Origin of the sequence: Actinomyces stomatis (genome assembly GCF_031292835.1) — a bacterium.
GTDB lineage: Bacteria > Actinomycetota > Actinomycetes > Actinomycetales > Actinomycetaceae > Actinomyces > Actinomyces stomatis.
Genome location: NZ_JASPEP010000020.1, coordinates 1 through 16,606, shown reverse-complemented (window position 1 = coordinate 16,606; position 16,606 = coordinate 1). Strand labels below are relative to the sequence as shown.

Genomic DNA, 16,606 nt, shown 5'->3' with positions numbered 1-16,606 from the left:
GGTCTCCTCAGGCGGGCAGCCGCCCCACCGAGAGCCCCGGGGAGAGGTCCTCGACGAGCGCCGCGGTGGCGGGGTCGATCTGGTGAAGGTCATCGGCGCCGGCGGAGTTCAGCAGGACGCGGATCTCCCGCTCCAGCTCACCCACGCCGCGGCGCGAGGCCAGGCGCAGGCGATCGCGCCACAACCCCTGGTCGAGGTCGACCACCTGCAGGCCCGTGGTGATCGCTGCGGCGGCGCCGTCGGGATCGGTATCCCCGATGAGCTCAACCATGCGGTGAGCGGCGTCCACGACGAGGGCCTCGAACTGCCGGGCGGCACGGACCCGGGCCAGCCAGGAGTAGTGGCCCTCGGGGGCGTCGAGGGCCATCGGTCCTCGCACCAGGCGCAGGGCCTCGGTCAGCAGCTCGACCTCCTGCTGGGGCGGGCAGCGGCGGGAAGCGGCCAGCAGGGAGCGCAGCACGTCCCAGTCCATGACGACCCCCGGCCCCAGCAGCAGCCGTCCCTCGGTGTCCTCCCGCAGGTAGGGAACCCCCTGGGAGTCCTCGCCGAGCCAGCTGCGCAGCCGCTCCACGGTCGCCCCCACCACGTCCGCGGTGGCCCCCAGGGGCCAGAGCATGGCGCCCAGGACGGAGGGGCGGATCCCCTCGGGGTGGAGGGCCACGCAGATCGCGGCCTCGGTGAGGATGGAACGGCGCGCCTCGTCCACCGCACCGGCCGTCTCCACCTGCGTCGTCCCCAGGACCTGGATCCGTACGGAGGCGGCGCGCAGGGCGGCGGTGGCCAGAGGCGGCGTGGGCGGGTCAGGCACCGGCGGGCGGCCGTCGTCGACGCCGGTCTCCTCGGACGGGGCGAACAGGCCCTCCAACGCGGCGATTTCCGCCTCGGTGGCGCGCGAGGCCGTGACCACGATGCCCAAAGGGGCGATCCGGGCGGTGCCGGAGGCGTCGATCTCGATCGTCCAGCGCCCCGGCCGGTCGCTTCCGGTGCGCACCAGGGCGTAGCTGCGTCCCGGCGGCAGGGACGGGGGCGTCACCCCGTCGCCGACGAACATGAAGGTCGTCTGCGTCTCAGGGCGGCGGCCGGTCAGGACCCCGCCGACGCCGGGCAGGGCAGTCTGTCCCCGGAGACTGTCCAGGGGCTGCATGCGCTCGCCCGCGACCCGGTGCAGGGTGGCGGACAGGCCGCTCCCGACGACCACGGCGTCGCGCGACCAGGGGTTGGTGCACAGCTCCAGGGCGAAGGCGGAGACAACCTCGGCGGCCATGGCCGGGTCCCCGGTGACGGTCACGTCCCCGTCGGCGAAGGCCAGGTCGATGAGGATGTCCGCGCCTGTGGGCGTGCGGCCCACCGAGACCAGTCCGGGCAGGGGGCAGGGCCGGTCGCTCAGCGGCGGCTCGTGGCCCGCGGGCAGCGCCCAGATCATCCCCTCGTCCTGGGCCCGCCATGGGGAGGGGGCATCGGTCAGGGGACGCGCCATGCGCAGGTAGCAGGCATCGTCGTCGATGGCGACGGCGTAGGGGCGGGGACTCCCGGGCAGGTCATCAAGGGAGCGCAGGACCGCGTTCAGCCGCCGCGAACGGCTCTCGTCGGCCCCTACTCGCAGGAGACGCTCGAGCTCGGCGGAGTCCTCGTTGAAGGCGCCCATCAGCCGCCGACGCCTGGTGACGAGTACCGAGACGAGGGAGGCGGCCAGCAGGGAGCCGATCGCCGGCAGCTGGACCGGGGTGACGTCCCGCAGCTCGTGCCCGAGCCCGACCGGAAGCCGGGTGCCGCCCTGCTGCGGCGTCGGGGTCTGCGGGGCCGGGGCGGGAGGAGCCGGATCGGTGGGGATGGCCTCGACCCGGCCAACGGAGACGGCCTCCTCCGGCATGACCATGAGCCAGCCGGGCTGGATGAGCCGGGCCAGTTCCAGGCAGCCGCCGTCGGGCTGAACACGGCCCGCGTTGAGGTCGTAGATCTGGGCGTAGGCGCGCCCGTCGCCCAGGTTGCGCTCGGCGATGTCCCACAGGTTGTCGTGGTAGCGGCCCTCGGGCGGCTGGACGATGTAGACGCGCTTTCCCACGAGCTGGGAACCGATCTGCGGATCGAGCTCGACTCCGTCCACCACGTAGCGCGTGTACTGCTGGCCGTGCTCGTCGCTCTGCGAGGCCGCAGCGGTGCCGCCGGCCGACGAGGCGTCGCCGGCGGGCTCCTGCGAGACGACCCCCTGGCTCACCGAGACCGCTGGGGCCGGGTCCTCGGTGAGGGGGGCGGCGGCCGCGGCAACCGGGCCGCTGACGGCCCCCAGGAGCAGGACGGAGGCCACGAGTCGGCGCACCAGCGACTGCACGCCGCCCGAGAGCGGGACGTGCCCGGGCACGCCGTGACCCTTGAGAGCGGAGACGACCTCCACCAGGGTGCACACCGTGAACTGCAGCCAGGCCAGAGCGAGTACCCAGATGAGGACGCCCACGACGACGTCGAGGGACACGGTCTGAACGAGCAGGGCGCTCATGTCCAGACTGGTTGGCAGCGGCGGGGGCCCGACGGTGGTCAGCACGGCCACGGGCAGGCCGATGATGATGGCGGCGAGCGTGAGGCCGGCTACCACGGAGCGCCACACCGGCGGCCGGGTACTGCGCGCGGGCGCCCGGAACCGCTGGGGGCCGGCGGCCTGGGCACGGCGCCGTCTCGATGCGGTGGTCATGGCTTCTGCCTCCACTCCAGGCCGATGGCGTTGCCCGCCTTCGGCAGTCCGGGCTTCTGTCTTTCCTTGGGGCTTTCCTCGTCGCCCCCCTGGGGCGGTTCGGGCTTGGGCTGCTCCTTGGGTCCGCCGTCGTCGACCTTGGGCGGGGCGGGCTTGGGCCGTTGCGGCTTGGGCTGTTGCGGCTTGGGACGTTGTGGCTTGGGCCGCTCCTTGGGGCCGCCGTCGTCGCCGGTCTTCGGCAGGCCGGGCTTGGGCTGTTCCTTGGGGCCGAAGTCGTTGCGGGCCTCTCCGGTCACGGAGACGTGGATGGAGGGGATGCCGACCAGTCGCAGCATCGTGGTGGGGACGTCGCGTTCGACCGTGACCGAGACCCGGTCGGTGGAGGCCTTGACCGTCGAGGTCTGGGCGTCGCCAGTGCGGGCCAGGTAGCTCCGAGCCACCGACGTGGCCGCCGAGGGGTCCGTCGCGGCCACTCCGGAGCCGCGCAGCTTGTCCATGCTCAGCTGCTGGACTCCGACCCGGGCCGCCTGCTCGGCCTGGTCCGCCATCGTGGAGCGTGCGTTGAGAACGCGCCCGCCTTCGACGCACAGTCCGGCCATCAGCATGAGGGCTGAGGCGATGATGACGACGTAGACGGACACCGATCCCCGCTCCGGGTGCTGACGCAGCTCCTTGGCAATCCGGATCCCGTTCATCGTGTCCCCCTCCACTGGTCCACCGGAGCGCTCGACTCGGCCCTGACCACGGTGGCCCCGGGCAGGAAGACCAGTCCCAGATCGGAGAGCTTGACGCGGCAGCTGACTGCGACCCTCACGGCCCCGCCCTGGCGGAAGCCTCCGACGTCGACGCCGGCCGAGCAGCTGGCGCGGGACGTGTCCGCCTGGGCCAGGCTCCGGTTGGCGGCCGCGCTGGCGGCGCCCACGGAGCGCTCCATGGAGGCTGCTCGGGCGGCGTCGCGGGACGCTGCCTCGACCATCCCCTGCGCGGAGACGATGCGCCCCCCGGCGACGGCCACCATGGTGATGAGCAGCAGCACCGGGACGAGGACCACCACCTCGATGGACATGGTTCCCCTCTCCGAGCCGGCGGCCTCGATAGTGCGACGCCGGATCTGCTTCTTTCTGACATGTTTCATCGGTCGCTCCGGAAGGTTTCCCGCTCTGAGGTCACCGAGGTCTTCACCCGCGGTGACATTCCGGCGACGACGTCCATGGCCTTCCCGGAGACACGTACCGTGACCTGGTCTGACGTGGTGGAGACATCGATCGTGATGTCGGAGAGCGCGCGGCCGCCGACCTTGCGGGCGTAGGCGACACCGTTGGCCTTGGCCACCGAGGTGCGGTCGCCCGCCTCGGAGCTCACGCGCGCCTCTCGAGCCACCTCGCGGGCAGTGGCGATGGCGACCTCGTTGCCATACCAGACCAGGGCCACCTGCACCGTGATCAGAACGACCAGCAGAAGCAGCGGGAAGAAAATGATCAGCTCGACGCTGGAGGCGCCCGTCTCCTGACTCAAGCGGCTCATCACGCGTTCTCTCCAATTCCTCATTGGGGCATCGACCCTGCTTGATCAGTTGCCGCCGATCGAGGGAACCTGAAGACCGTTGGAGGCGTTGGACACCAGGCTGTAGATGGCGCGGCCGACAAGCGCGGCCAGGACGATGAGGAAGCCGGTGATGATGACCCACTCAACGGTGGAGGCTCCCTTCTCCTCAGCGAGGAGGCGCCGCTCCACCTTGTCGCGCACGTCGCCGGCGATGGTCTGAAGGGTGATGAGGAAAGACAGCATGGTGTTCCTTCTTTCTGTTCGGGAGAGTGAAATCTGTACGGGATACGGATGACTGCAGGGCCTAAAAGGAGCCCATGATTCCGGTCAGGGCCGGGTAGACGAGGAAGACGATGAATCCCATGGCGACGACGAGCTGGGCCACGAGCATGGACTCGGAGTTCTCCCCGGCCTTGCCCTCGGCGTCGGACAGGTCGCGGCGGCGCATGCTGGAGGCCCGGGCGCCGAGGGACTCGCGGATCTTGGCGCCGTCCTCAGCGACGAGGGCCAGGGCGGCGGACAGGTCGCGCAGCTCGTCGATACGCAGCTGGGTGCCCAGCCGGCCCAGGGCCTCCCAGGGCGTGTCCCCGCGCAACCGGGCGACGTCGAGGGCGTTACGGATACGCACCATGGCGGGGTCGTCGGAGAGGCTGGAGGCGGCGTCGAGGGCCTCGGGGACACCCCGGCCGGCCGACAGCGACATGGCCACAAGGTCCAGGTAGGAACCGACGACGTGGCGGAAGTCCCGGCGGGCCTCCTCGGCCTCCCGGCGCAGACGGGCCGTGGGCAGCAGCAGGCCGACCATCCCCATAACGAGGCTCAGCAGGAGGGGCACCGACCATCCCAAGGGCGCTCCCATGACCTGCATCAGCCCGACGACGGCTATCGGGACCATGAAGGCCCCCAGTCCGGCGAACAGGGAGGTGACCAGGTGCCGTTCGAGGGAGCGCCCCACCACGGACAGGTCAGTGGTCAGGAAGGTGAGGTCGGCCCCCGTGCGTCGGGCCAGGGAGGTGATCCGGAGGCTGAAGAGGTCCATCCACGGGGGCATCACGGCCTCTGAGGGGTTGAGGCGCCGCACGTCCTCACGCATGCGCCCCTCGTTGCGGCGGGTGTCCAGCTCGGCCAGCGCCGCGGCGGGCTGGGTGACGGGCGGGGCGAGGATGAGTCCGAGGAGCAGGACGCCCACTCCACTGATCATCCCGCCGGTCAGGATCAAGGCCATCATGCCTCCTCACCCCCGGCCTGCGCGGTGACGGTCAGGAAGCGTCGGGGCAGGCGCACGCCGGCCAGGCGCCGCATCCAGAGCATGCCCATCGCGAAGAGGGCGACCACGACAACCAGCACCAGCTGGCCCTGCACACTGGAGTAGGGGGCCACGAAGCTGCGGTTGAAGACCGCCAGGCCCAACATGATGACGATCGAGAAGACGACGACGATCTGGGCCGAGCGCCGGGTACCGGCGCGGGAGGCGGAGACGCGTTGACGCATGTCGAGCTCGGAGCGCGCGGTGTCCGCCAGGGCGCCGAGCAGCTGGCGCAGGCCGGGGCCGCGCAGGCGGGCATTCATGATGAGGGCGGAGACGATGAGGTCCGCCGTGGGGTCGCCCAGGCTGTCGGCGAACTGGCGTAGCGCCGTCGACAGGGGGACGCGTACGCGCATGCGGTCGGCCAGGAGGGCCAGATCCTCGCGGATCACCGGGGCGGAGGCGTGGACGGTGGCGGGGATCGCCTGCTCCAGGCCCACCGCGCCGGCGATCGTGTCCCGCAGGGACTCGGCCCAGGTGGCCAGGGCCTCGACCTTGGCCGACGAGTGCTTCTCCTCCTTGGCCCCACCGAACAGCATCGGCCAGACGATGACGAGCACGCCGCCGGCGGCGGCCATCACGACCCACCGTGTGAGGATCAGCAGGGCCAGCCCGACGGCGAGGCCAGCGACGAGCCGGCCGGAGAACCCCTTGAGGCTGTCGCGCAGGGCCCTCGAGGAGCCGGAGCGCTTGGGGATCATGTCGACCCCCATGAAGAAGCCGACCAGGAGGAAGACTCCTCCCCCGACGAACGCGCCGGCGAGGATGGCAACGGTGGCGGTTCCCTGGTTCATGCGACGCCTCCCCTGTAGGAGGCGGCGGGGTCGTAACCGGCCGACATGAGGTCGTTGACGCAGGCGATCGGCGCGGCCGGCTGGGCGGTCCCGGTCCCGTCGTCGGCGAAGACCTCGCTGGACAGGACTCGTCCGTCGACGCCGTTGACCTCGCGCACGGAGGCGACGTAGCGGCGCAGCCCCCCGCCCTGGGAGAAGCGGTTCTCCCGGGTCAGGAAGATGACGAAGTCGACGGCTCCGGCGATGAGGAGGTTGGTGGCCTCCTGGGGCAGGTGCTCGGCGGACTGGATGGCGTAGGTGGCGATGCGGTTGAACACCTCGGAGGAGGAGTTCGCGTGGATGGTGGACAGCGAGCCGTCGTTGCCCTGGCTCATGGCGTTGAGCATGGTGACGATCTCGTCGCCCAGGACCTCGCCGACGATGACGCGCGAGGGGTTCATGCGCAGCGAGCGCCGCACCAGGTCCGCCATGGAGATCGCGCCGGAGCCCTCGGAGTTGGGCAGGCGCTCCTCGAAGGCGACGACGTTGGGGTGCAGATCGGCGAACTCGCCCAGCCCCAGCTCCAGGGCGCGCTCCACCGTGATGAGGCGCTCGTCGGACGGGATTTCGTTGGCCAGGGCGCGCAGGAAGGTGGTCTTCCCGGCGTTCGTGGCGCCGGCGATCATGATGTTCTTGCGGGCGCGCACGGCCGCCGAGCAGAAGGCGGCCAGCCGCGGGGTGAGGGATCCGAGCCTGACCAGGTCGTCCAGGCCCACCCGGTCCAGGCGGGCGCGACGCACCGAGATCGAGGGACGCGAGCAGACCTCCATGACGGCGGACAGGCGCGAGCCGTCCGGCAGGCGCAGGTCCAGCTGGGGGTTGGCCGAGTCGAAGGGGCGCGAGGCCAGGCCGGAGTATGAGCCGAGGACCTGAACGAGCTCGATGAGCTCCTCGTCGGTCTCGGCCACGGGTTCGCCGCGCTCCTCGCGTCCGTCGGCGTACTGGATGAAGACGTTGTCGCAGCCGTTGATGTCGACGTTCTCGACATCCTTGTTGTCCAGCAGGGGCTGGAGGCGTCCGACGCCGAAGAGCGCCGCATGGATGCCCTGGGAGATCTCTTCCTCCTCCTGGGCGTTGAGCGGGTTGCGGCCGGCGGCGATCTCAGCGCGGGCGTGCCGCTCGAGCACACGCCCGATGAGGGCGCGGGCGAACTGACGCTCGTCCTCGGCGGACATCGGCGGGATGCCGGAGGTGGCGTCGTCACGGCGCTGCTGGGCCAGGAGGTCGGCGACCTCCTCGCGCATGTCGCGGACGAGTCCCTGGTCGACGCTCATGCGACACCTCCGGTGACGCCGACGCCGGCGAGGGCGGTGGCCACGCTTCGGGCAGAGCGTACGAGGAGGGTCTGCCCCAGTGGGCGGGCACGGCGGCCCGCGAGGGAGTCGGCGGCGCTCTGGTCGAAGGCCAGGACGCCGACGACGGGGATCTCCAGGCCGCTGCCGCGCAGCAGGCGGGTGAGGTCACCGGCCTCGTGGCGGGCCTTCCAGGGAGCGATGAGCAGAACACCGAGGCGGACCTGCTCGGAACGGCGGGAGATCTCCGCGGTGATCCAGGACAGGCGCTCACGCAGGTGGCCGTAGTTCTCAACGCCGGGGCGCACGGCGACCAGCGTGATATCGGAGGCCAGAGCCACGCCCAGGCTCGGGGCGCCGGGAGACAGACGGCCGACGTCGGCGACGACGTCCCTGCGCTGACGGAGACTGGCGGCCAGTCCCGCCCAGCCCGATCCGATGGCCGTGGCCTGGTCGGGGCGGGACAGGCCCACGAGGACCGACAGGTCCCCCTCGATGACGGTGAGATGGTCCTGCAGCGGTGCGGCCGGGTCGCGGCGGGTCGCGGCGGCCAGGGAGACAACGCCCCGGTCGCTGTCCAGGGGCGTCCCCTCACGACTGCGAGTGCGGTAGACCAGGTCGGAGCCGACCGGGTCGAGCTCGGCCAGGACAACGGGTCGTGGCCAGACGGCGGCGAGCACGTGTGCGCTCGTCGAGGCCCCAGGGGCACCTTTGGCGGAGGCGATGGAGATGAGCATCAGCTGTCCTTGATCGGCTGGTTGGTCGCGGTCTGGACGACGGCGATGGTTCCGTTGGCTGAGGCGCTGGCCAGCTTGGCGGCGTCATTCCGGTTCACAACGAGGGAGATGACGGCACCGGAGGTCCAGTCGTTGTCCGTGCCGGAGGAAGGAGTGGCCTTGAGAACCTGTGCGCCTTCGATGGAGACCGACTGGTTACCGACGTCCACGACGTCGACCATGTCCCCGGCACCCAGGCCCCCCGCGGGGAAGCGGCCGGAGGCGACTGAGACGCCAACAACCTGCTGATCCCCTCCGGGCACGGGGGCCGTGGCGATCTGGGAGGCGTCCAGGAGCTGGCCCTTGGCGACCTCGACCCGTGCCGTGCGCCCGATCACCTGATCGATCTGGTCCGCGGGGATCAACGTCCTCAGGTCCGAGGAGACCGAGGCGGAGACCAGGTCCTCCTTCGCGATGGTCTCTCCGGCCTGGATCGTGTCCGCCGCAGCGAGCATCTGGACCCGCTTGTCCATCTGCATCGCCAGCAGGCCCGCAAGCAGGGCGCCCCCGACGATCAGGAGCACGGCAAGCGCGGCCAGCAGGGGACGCCTCTCACGCGGAGCCGATGGCAAGCGAGCACTGTCCACACCCTCACGAGGGCGGACATGCTTCTCCTTGCCGGAATGACGATCGTGACGCTCGGACACGCGTCCAGATAAACGGGATGCCATCAGGGAAAACCTCACGCGAATCAAGAATGTGCATAGGGAATTCAATAGAACACGCCATGAGCACATCTGCGGAATTGAATAGACACATCGTAGGCAATCCCCAACACCCCGCCCATGGGGATCTACCCCCACATGCTATAAAGATGGGGATCCATCCCCATGCCTGAATAAAGGCCCATGGGGATCCATCCCCACATCAACAAAAAGGAGGGTTTTCCTCTTGACTCACCCTCCCTCGTCGCAGAAAGTAGTGGGCAGGCGCACCACCACGGGCGACCTGAATCCGCACAACCCATGCGGAGACAAAACCCATTCAGAAGAAGGAGATCACCGTGGCCGCAATTAAGGCAGACCTCGACACGCTCTCGGAGCTGTACAGGACCCTGAAGACCAACGTGGAGACCACCAACACCATTCAGACACAGGTTGACGGATCGGTGAACAGCGCGGTGTGGGAGAGCACGAACGCCACCGAGTTCCGCGAGCAGTGGACGACGAAGTTCAAGCCGGCACTGAAGGCTTTGGAGGACGCGCTCGCCAAGGCCGGCACCGACGTGGCGCAGAACCACAACAACCTCGCCATCTCCGGCGGGGAGAGCGTGGAGCACCTTTCCCCCGTCTCCCCCATCGCCTGAGTCTCGGCGGATACTGCACCTACAGCAAAAAGGTGGTCTGGGAACACGACTGTTCCCAGACCACCTTTTTGCTTCCCGGATGCCGCACACTATCCAGTAGGAGGAGACAAGAGGCGAGAAATAATAAAGGACTGCGGGAGGAATGATCTTCCTCCCGCAGCCGGATTCCTCCGCTGGTTGGCGGTGCGGTGGGGTCGGTCAGTTCTGGGGGCCGGTGTTGAGGCTCTGCGCCTCCCCCACCCTCAGCGACAGGCTCCCAGAGGTCGACACCGACGGCAGACTCCCCTGAGCACCATCGGTGGCCGTGTACGAGGCGCTGTAGGAAACCCCCGTCTTCACCGACGTGATCCCGCCCAGATGCTCCGAGCTGCGCGTGAAGGTCATCGTGCACGAGCTGCCCCCCTCCGGCATCCCCGGCCGCCACGGAGTGCCGAATCCCTGGCATGAGACCTTGCTATCCGGAGCCGACAGCGTCAAACCAGATGACGTTGCCGTGACGGTCGCCGTCACCGGCCCAGCAGTCGCCGTCGCCGTCACCGACTGAGGCGTATCCGCACTCGCCCACACCCAGTTCTCCACACCGACCAAGGTCTGCACGTCATCACCCATCTGTGGATTCATCTCCACTGACGGAGGCGGAATCTCCACCGCCTTCCAAGCCGCCTTAGCCAATGTCCCCCCGTCAATGACTGGCGCAGGCGGCTGGCCGCCGGCAGGAACATACACGAGGCCGTTCTTCGCGTGAAATTCCTCAGATAATCTACCGTACTCCTCGGTGCTCATTCCAGCCGAAGGGACACACAACGGGTAATACCAGTGTCCCTCTTGATCATTCTCGTGATCTCGCCAGTTTGGATGAGTGGAATTATAAGAATCTATAAACCTAGTCCTCTTGGAATCTTTGAAGAAAGCGGCCGCTTCAGCACCACTTTGCCCCTTCTGATAACGGCACACAGGCTGCACCTGTGTCGAAACCTGACGACTGGACGTCGTTGTTCCACCGCCCCCCTTCGATCCGGAGGTGGCGGAGTTGTAGGACACTGACACGGAGATATTGACGCCGCCATCGGAGCCCTGGGAGGAGTGCCCCGAGACGCCTCCCCCCTCCGCAAAAGCCTGGGTCGACGGAAGCATACCGAGAGGAGCGATCACCGCGCACGTCGCCGTCGCCAAGCCGACGCGCCTCACCATTGTCTTCAGCATTGATCCACGCTTTCCACTGAGGAGTAGTTGACAACCCAGCCTTGATCATTTTTGATCAGGCTCACCGCGAGGGAGATCTTGTGGCCGAGGTCGTCTGAGGGGACCTGTGCCCCGTCTTGAGAAACCAGACGGACCTTTGTCTCATCGGCACACACCGTCACCGTTGATGAATAGCGATCGGGATTGATCTGAACCGAGGTGATGGCGGTGCTGGCCTCGCCCTCAACGTGCTGCCCGGCGGCGGCCCGCTCGTCGTAGACCTTTTTGAAGGCCTGGTACTGATCCCCGGTGGTGACGGACTCGACCGCGGTCGTTCCGTTCATGTCCCGGTAGGCATCCCAGGTCGCCCGGTCGTAGTCGACATAGGCCTTGATCACCTGGGACTGCTCCGCATCCAGGTCTTTCGGGATCGACGCCACGGTGTACGACGTCGTCGGATCCGACAGCGACCTCTCCGTCACGGGAGCGTCGCCGCCTGAGGCACTGGCCGCGGCGGAGGCGTCCGCGCCGGCAGTCCTCAAAGGCGGAACAACACCCCCCGGCTTGGCGCTGCTTGGCGAGCATCCCGCCAGCGCGCATGAGGAGACCAGGACCAGCCCGCCCCACAGGCATAAGCGACGACGGCGGAACATGAGCTACCTCCACAAGCCAGAACGATCAACCCCCACATATTCGTGAGCAAATTGACCATACCCGCCCGTATATCGCCCCGTCACTATCGCCCCATGGGGATTGACCCCCATGCCTATTCGGCTGTTTTCATCGTCGCGACCGGGGCCGGCACGAGTCGGGCCGACGCCTGAATAAACGACGGTGGGCGACCCCGAAGTGCTCGGGGTCGCCCACCGTCGTCAGCTGCGGCTGCGCCGCTCCTTGATCCGTCTCAGCGCACGGGCTTGCGGACCTCGGCGGAGAGGAACCAGGCCTGCTGCTCGAGCTTGCCGATGAGGTCCTCGACGATGCCGGAGGAGGTGGGGTCCTCGGAGTCGACGTCCTCGTCCACACCGCGCAGGGTGGCGACAACGGCCTCGATGGCGGAGACGATGTAGGCGACGCCCTCACCGGTGAGGATCTCGCCCTCGGGGGCGGCCGGGACGGTGGTGGCGGCGGAGACGGTGGCCGGGCGACCGTCGGGGACGGCGTTGATGGCGCGCATGCGCTCGGCGACCTCGTCGGAGCCCTCGCGGGCGATGTCGACGACGTCGTCCAGGTTGAGGTGGACGTCGCGGAAGTTCGGGCCGACGATGTTCCAGTGGATCTGCTTGCCGACGAGCTCGAGGGCGATGAGGTCGGTCAGGACGCGCTGGAGGTTGTCGCTCAGGGCTGCGGAGGCGGTGAAGGCGAGGTTGATGGACGGCGTGGTCATGGTGTCTGCGTTCATGGCCATCACTTTACTACATCGCGAACCTCTGTGGGTGTTACTTATGATTCACAGGCAAGCCATACCTCATCTGAAACCAAGGCTCACCTGCCAGGATAGGCTTCACTGGTGGGACGGCGACGGTGGACAACCAGCCCCGCCCGTCGATGGGACGATGCGGCTAACAGTTCGCTCACCCTCCAGACCGTTTCCTTGTCAGCCGACCTTGCAGGTGTTCGGCTCACCGGTCTCCTCCTCCTCAGAGGCGAGCCAGTGCCCGTCACTGCCGGGCACCATGGTGTTCTTCGCCGGGATCCGCGCCTTGTTGGAGGGGTCAGTGACGTCCTTGCCCTGCGCGTCGACGTAGGTCACCTGTGTCAGGTCCACGCAGTAGGAGACGGTGGCGCTCTGGCCGTCGGCGCTCATGGCGACCTCGGAGATCGCCACCTTGACGGGAGTCTTGACCTTCTGGCCCTTGTTCTTCAGGTTGTCGGCGTCGCTGATGAGCTGCTGCTGGAGGTTGCCGGTGGTGACGGTGGGGACCTTGCTGGTGTCCTGCCCGCCGCCGACCCACAGCTTCCAGGACATGTGGTCGTAGGCCACGAAGTCCTCGAGGATCGCGACCCGCTTGGTGTCGAGACCGGCGGGGATCGCGGTGATGGTGTACCCGAGCTGGGTGTCGGACAGGGAGGCGGCCGTGACGGTGCCGGCAGTGCCCGACGCCGTGGCGGCAGCGGAGGGGGCCGACGCTGAGGGCGCCGCGGAGCCGGCCCTGTTCGTTGCGGGCGCCTTGCCACCGGGTTTGGAGTCGTTGGAGGAGCAGCCGGTCAGGGCCAGCGAGCCGGTAAGCAGCAAGCAGCCCAGTGCGGCGGCTCGGCGGCGGGCCCCGGCTCGACTCGCGGGGCGGTTCTCGGCACGTGCCACGGGGGCTCCTCACTGTCGGCCGGATTCAACCCGGCGGAAACCAACCCATCGACACTACCGCGAAGGTCACGAACGTGTCTCGACCTTCGTCGACCGCGCTCCACCTGTCGACCCGACGACGGCGGGCGACCCCGGCAACCCCGGAGCCGCCCGCCGGCGTCGGACATGGACAGCTGTACTCAGCGCACGGGCTTGCGGTCCTCAGAGGAGATGAACCAGGCCTGCTGCTCGAGCTTGCCGGTCAGGTCCTCCAGGATGCCGACCGACGTCGGGTCCTCGTCGTCGACGGCGTCGTGCACGCCCCGAAGCGTGGACACGACGGCCTCGATGGCGGAGACGACGTAGGCGACGCCCTCGGAGACGGTGATCTCATCCTTGGGCAGGGTCGGGACGGTGGCGTCGGCGGCGACGGTGGCCGGGCGGCCGTCGGGGACGGCGTTGATGGCGCGCATGCGCTCGGCGACCTCGTCGGAGCCCTCGCGGGCGATGTCGACGACGTCGTCGAAGTTCAGGTGAAGGTCGCGGAAGTTCTCACCCACGATGTTCCAGTGGGCCTGCTTGGTGGCCACCCCCAGGGCGATGAGGTCGACCAGGACGCGCTGGAGGCTGTCGCTCAGGGCGGCGGAGGCAGTGAAGGCGAATGATACGGACGGTGTTGCTGCAGTCTCTGCACTCATGCACCCCATCCTACGCCGTTTCTTCCGGAGCCGGCCTGTCGCTGAGAGAGAAACGCACGCACCGCGCCCGGCCGGCCGCCGACGGGGACTGTTGACGCGTTGGGGGGCAGGATTCCTGTCCCCCAACGCGTCAACAGTCCCCGCTTGCAGAGAAATGTCCCCGGCCCGGTCAGGCCCAGGGCTGACGCTGGGCCCACTCCTGCGGGCTGACGCGCCGCCCGGTGTAGAAGGGCGTGTCCACGCGCACGTGCATGCGTGCCTCCGTGTAGCGCTGGTGGTGCAGGACCCCCTCGAGCCGGTCGAGGCTGTCGGCCTCGAAGCCGAGGATCCACTCGTAGTCGCTCAGGCCGAAGGTCGACAGCGTCGACCCCTTGACGTCGGGGTACTTGGAGAAGCCGTGGCGCCCGTGCTGGGCCATCATGCGCGAGCGCTCCTCGGGATCGAGCAGGTACCACTCGTAGGAGCGCACGAACGGGTAGACCATGACCCAGTCGCGCGGCGCCACCCCGGCCAGGCAGGCCGGCACATGACGGGGGTTGAACTCGGCGGGCGTGTGCAGCCCCATGCAGGACCACACCGGCTCCAGGTAGCGGCCCAGCGCGCTGCCGCGCAGGCGGTGGTAGGCGTCCTGAAGGACCTCGGGGTCGTCGTCGAGCCACCACACGAGCAGGTCGGCATCGGCGCGCAGGCCCCCGACGTCGTACCAGCCGCGCGTCGTCACACCGCCGGCCTCGATGAAGTTGGCGCTCTCCCCCAGGAGCTGCTCGCGCTCGGGCTGGGAGGCGGGCAGCGGGCGGGTCAGGCGGAAGACGCCGTACAGGGTGTAGTGGTACTGGTTGTTGATGGCCTCGAGGTCGACGTCGGTGGCGTCGCGCGGGTCGCGGTGGGGGCGGCGCTCCTCGTCCTCGAAGCGGTGCAGGCCGCCCTCACCGGGGTGGCCGCCGGGGTGGCCGTGCTGACCGTGGGTGTCGGTGCTCATTTCTTCTCCTGGTTCTTTCGGAGCCGCTGGGCTGGGGCTATCGGGGTCCGTCGCCGTCGGTCCCCTGGTGACTGCGCTGGCTGGGCGGGCCGGGGTGGCGGGTCCCGGGGCGGCAGCACGAGTCCGGGCACACCGTGTGGAAGGGGCCGACGCCGGTGGTCGAGCCGGGCCGGACGTCCTCCCCGCGGGCGGCGGCGGCCCGCTCGAAGAGGATGTCGACGAGGGAGTCGACGAAGGCCGGGTGAGTACCGACGGTGGCGGCGCGCGCATACGGCATCCCCAGGTCGCGGGCGGTCTGGGCGGCCTCGGTGTCGAGGTCGAAGACGACCTCCATGTGGTCGGAGATGAAGCCGAAGGGGGCCACGACGACGCCCCCGGGCCTGTCCGCGGGGCTGCCGTCGGTCAGGTGTCCGGCGGCCAGGGCCTCGAGGTGGTCGTTGACATCCGGTTCAAGCCAGCGGGCCTGCGGCGGGCCCGAGCGCGAGCAGTAGACGAGGTCGGCCTCCACCGTCTCCAGGCCGAGCCGACGGGCGACCTCGGGCACGAGGATGGCGGCCAGCGCCTCGTGCTGGGCGACGTAGGAGACCTCCGTGGACAGGTCGGCGGCCACGCCCGGCTCTCGCCGCCCGTTTCCGGTCGGGCAGTCGACGCCGGAGGCGTCATGTGTCCCGGAGGTGCCGGGAGCGTTCTCGGGGCCCGTCCCCGGGGCGGAGCCGGCCTCCATGCCCAGGGGGATGGAGTGGGTGACGAGCACGAGGCGGGCGTCTGCGGCCGCCACCCCCTGCTCGGCGAGAGCGCCGTAGGCCTCGACGATGGCGTCGACGTTGGCCTGCAGCAGGCCTGGGGTGTTGTAGTAGGGGCGCGCCTTGTCCACGGTGAGGTCGACGGGGCCGCCCCCGTCCCCACCGACCCGGGCGGCGGCGTCGGCCTCGAACCCGTCACCGGTGGAGCCGTCCGCGCCGGCGGCGAGCAGGACGACGGCGCCGGCCAGGTCCTCGCGGTACTGGCGGCACCCGGAGTAGGAGCCGAAGGCCGCGGTGGGCAGGGCCAGGACGCGGCGGGCCCCGGCGTCGGCCAACTCACGCAGGGCCTGGCTGACGAAGGGGTGCCAGTTGCGGTTGCCGACGATGATCGGCAACGACGAGCCGCGCCGGGCCAGGCGGGCCTGGAGGGCGTCGCGCAGCTCGGCGTTGCACGCGTTGATCGGGGAGGCGCCGCCGAAGCCCTGGTAGTGGCCCGAGACCTCCAGGAGGCGCGAGTCGGGCACGCCGCGGCCGGCAGTGGCGTTGCGCATGAAGGGCAGGACGTCCTCGGGGCGGCGGGGCCCGCCGTAGGACAGCAGGAGGACGGCGTCGTAGGGGGCCAGCGGGTCGGCGGCCGGGCGGGCGGGCAACGCCTCGGTGGGGCCGGGCACGGGCGCAGCGGTATCAGTCATGGTCCTCTCCTGCACTCTCCAGGCCCCAGACGAGCTCAAGGGCCTGACGGTAGGCGTCCTCGCGGCCCTCCTGGCCGGCGCGGCGGGCCATGACGGTGGGCTGGTGGAGGAGTCGGGCCGCCAGGTGGTGGAGGGCGCGCTCGGCCTGCGCCAGAGGCACCATCGGTTCGCCGTCGATCTCGTCGGCGGCCTCGAAGCCGGGCTCGGCGTGGGCGTCACGATAGGGGCAGGCCCCCGCGGCGGCGTCGGCGCTGTTGACACCGCTCACGCCGGTTCCGGCGCGC

General features: G+C 69.5%; 18 protein-coding genes and 1 pseudogene. 1 reads left to right on the top strand and 18 read right to left on the bottom strand.

Annotated features, from left to right (window positions below; translation table 11 throughout):
• Positions 1-7: 7 nt before the first annotated feature.
• The 10 genes from RIV12_RS10100 to RIV12_RS10055 form a co-directional block, all read right to left on the bottom strand.
• Positions 8-2,686, bottom strand: coding sequence for an AfsR/SARP family transcriptional regulator (locus RIV12_RS10100; RefSeq protein WP_309323571.1), 2,679 nt, complete (start codon positions 2,684-2,686; stop codon positions 8-10).
• Positions 2,683-3,381 (bottom strand): TadE/TadG family type IV pilus assembly protein, encoded by a 699-nt coding sequence (locus tag RIV12_RS10095; protein WP_309323569.1) that lies wholly within the window; start codon positions 3,379-3,381, stop codon positions 2,683-2,685. Before RIV12_RS10095 ends, RIV12_RS10100 begins: the two co-directional genes overlap by 4 nt.
• Positions 3,378-3,821, bottom strand: a complete 444-nt coding sequence (locus tag RIV12_RS10090; protein WP_309323567.1) for a TadE/TadG family type IV pilus assembly protein — start codon at positions 3,819-3,821, stop codon at positions 3,378-3,380. Before RIV12_RS10090 ends, RIV12_RS10095 begins: the two co-directional genes overlap by 4 nt.
• Entirely contained in the window at positions 3,818-4,210 is a 393-nt protein-coding gene (locus RIV12_RS10085; protein ID WP_081380039.1) for a TadE/TadG family type IV pilus assembly protein, read from the bottom strand. Before RIV12_RS10085 ends, RIV12_RS10090 begins: the two co-directional genes overlap by 4 nt.
• Before the next feature lie 45 nt (positions 4,211-4,255).
• Positions 4,256-4,474: a hypothetical protein gene (locus RIV12_RS10080; RefSeq protein WP_075417704.1), complete on the bottom strand. Its 219-nt coding sequence runs from the start codon at positions 4,472-4,474 to the stop codon at positions 4,256-4,258.
• A 61-nt stretch (positions 4,475-4,535) separates the two neighbouring features.
• Positions 4,536-5,459 carry a type II secretion system F family protein gene (locus RIV12_RS10075; RefSeq protein ID WP_309323566.1) on the bottom strand — a complete coding sequence of 308 codons (924 nt, stop codon included), beginning with the start codon at positions 5,457-5,459 and terminating at the stop codon, positions 4,536-4,538.
• Entirely contained in the window at positions 5,456-6,331 is an 876-nt protein-coding gene (locus tag RIV12_RS10070; RefSeq protein ID WP_309323564.1) for a type II secretion system F family protein, read from the bottom strand. Before RIV12_RS10070 ends, RIV12_RS10075 begins: the two co-directional genes overlap by 4 nt.
• Positions 6,328-7,644: a TadA family conjugal transfer-associated ATPase gene (locus RIV12_RS10065; protein WP_309323562.1), complete on the bottom strand. Its 1,317-nt coding sequence runs from the start codon at positions 7,642-7,644 to the stop codon at positions 6,328-6,330. The genes RIV12_RS10070 and RIV12_RS10065 overlap by 4 nt, the downstream gene beginning before the upstream one ends.
• Positions 7,641-8,399 carry a CpaE/TadZ family protein gene (locus tag RIV12_RS10060; RefSeq protein ID WP_075417708.1) on the bottom strand — a complete coding sequence of 253 codons (759 nt, stop codon included), beginning with the start codon at positions 8,397-8,399 and terminating at the stop codon, positions 7,641-7,643. Before RIV12_RS10060 ends, RIV12_RS10065 begins: the two co-directional genes overlap by 4 nt.
• Positions 8,399-9,010 carry an SAF domain-containing protein gene (locus RIV12_RS10055; RefSeq protein WP_256695486.1) on the bottom strand — a complete coding sequence of 204 codons (612 nt, stop codon included), beginning with the start codon at positions 9,008-9,010 and terminating at the stop codon, positions 8,399-8,401. Before RIV12_RS10055 ends, RIV12_RS10060 begins: the two co-directional genes overlap by 1 nt.
• Before the next feature lie 431 nt (positions 9,011-9,441).
• On the opposite strand from RIV12_RS10055, the gene RIV12_RS10050 reads away from it, so the two are divergent.
• Positions 9,442-9,744 carry a hypothetical protein gene (locus RIV12_RS10050; RefSeq protein WP_075417710.1) on the top strand — a complete coding sequence of 101 codons (303 nt, stop codon included), beginning with the start codon at positions 9,442-9,444 and terminating at the stop codon, positions 9,742-9,744.
• A gap of 198 nt (positions 9,745-9,942) precedes the next feature.
• On the opposite strand, the gene RIV12_RS10045 is transcribed toward RIV12_RS10050, so the two are convergent.
• The 8 genes and pseudogenes from RIV12_RS10045 to RIV12_RS10010 form a co-directional block, all read right to left on the bottom strand.
• The gene (locus tag RIV12_RS10045) at positions 9,943-10,527 is read right to left on the bottom strand and encodes a hypothetical protein (RefSeq protein ID WP_309323560.1); all 585 of its coding nucleotides are present in this window, start codon (positions 10,525-10,527) and stop codon (positions 9,943-9,945) included.
• Between the two features lie 413 nt (positions 10,528-10,940).
• On the bottom strand, positions 10,941-11,579 hold the full coding sequence (locus RIV12_RS10040) for a hypothetical protein (protein WP_309323559.1): 639 nt from the start codon (positions 11,577-11,579) through the stop codon (positions 10,941-10,943).
• 251 nt (positions 11,580-11,830) lie between these two features.
• Positions 11,831-12,328, bottom strand: coding sequence for a Dps family protein (locus tag RIV12_RS10035; RefSeq protein ID WP_309323557.1), 498 nt, complete (start codon positions 12,326-12,328; stop codon positions 11,831-11,833).
• A 195-nt stretch (positions 12,329-12,523) separates the two neighbouring features.
• A complete protein-coding gene (locus tag RIV12_RS10030) occupies positions 12,524-13,231 on the bottom strand; it encodes a hypothetical protein (protein WP_309323555.1) in 708 nt (235 codons plus the stop codon).
• Between the two features lie 179 nt (positions 13,232-13,410).
• Positions 13,411-13,908 carry a Dps family protein gene (locus RIV12_RS10025; RefSeq protein WP_309323554.1) on the bottom strand — a complete coding sequence of 166 codons (498 nt, stop codon included), beginning with the start codon at positions 13,906-13,908 and terminating at the stop codon, positions 13,411-13,413.
• Positions 13,909-14,077: 169 nt separating this feature from the next.
• The gene (hemQ, locus tag RIV12_RS10020) at positions 14,078-14,887 is read right to left on the bottom strand and encodes a hydrogen peroxide-dependent heme synthase (protein WP_309323552.1); all 810 of its coding nucleotides are present in this window, start codon (positions 14,885-14,887) and stop codon (positions 14,078-14,080) included.
• A gap of 37 nt (positions 14,888-14,924) precedes the next feature.
• On the bottom strand, positions 14,925-16,322 hold the full coding sequence (locus tag RIV12_RS10015; protein ID WP_309323550.1) for a ferrochelatase: 1,398 nt from the start codon (positions 16,320-16,322) through the stop codon (positions 14,925-14,927).
• Positions 16,315-16,606 (bottom strand): annotated as a pseudogene (locus RIV12_RS10010) (glutamyl-tRNA reductase); the annotation flags it as partial. The gene RIV12_RS10015 and the pseudogene RIV12_RS10010, both read right to left, overlap by 8 nt.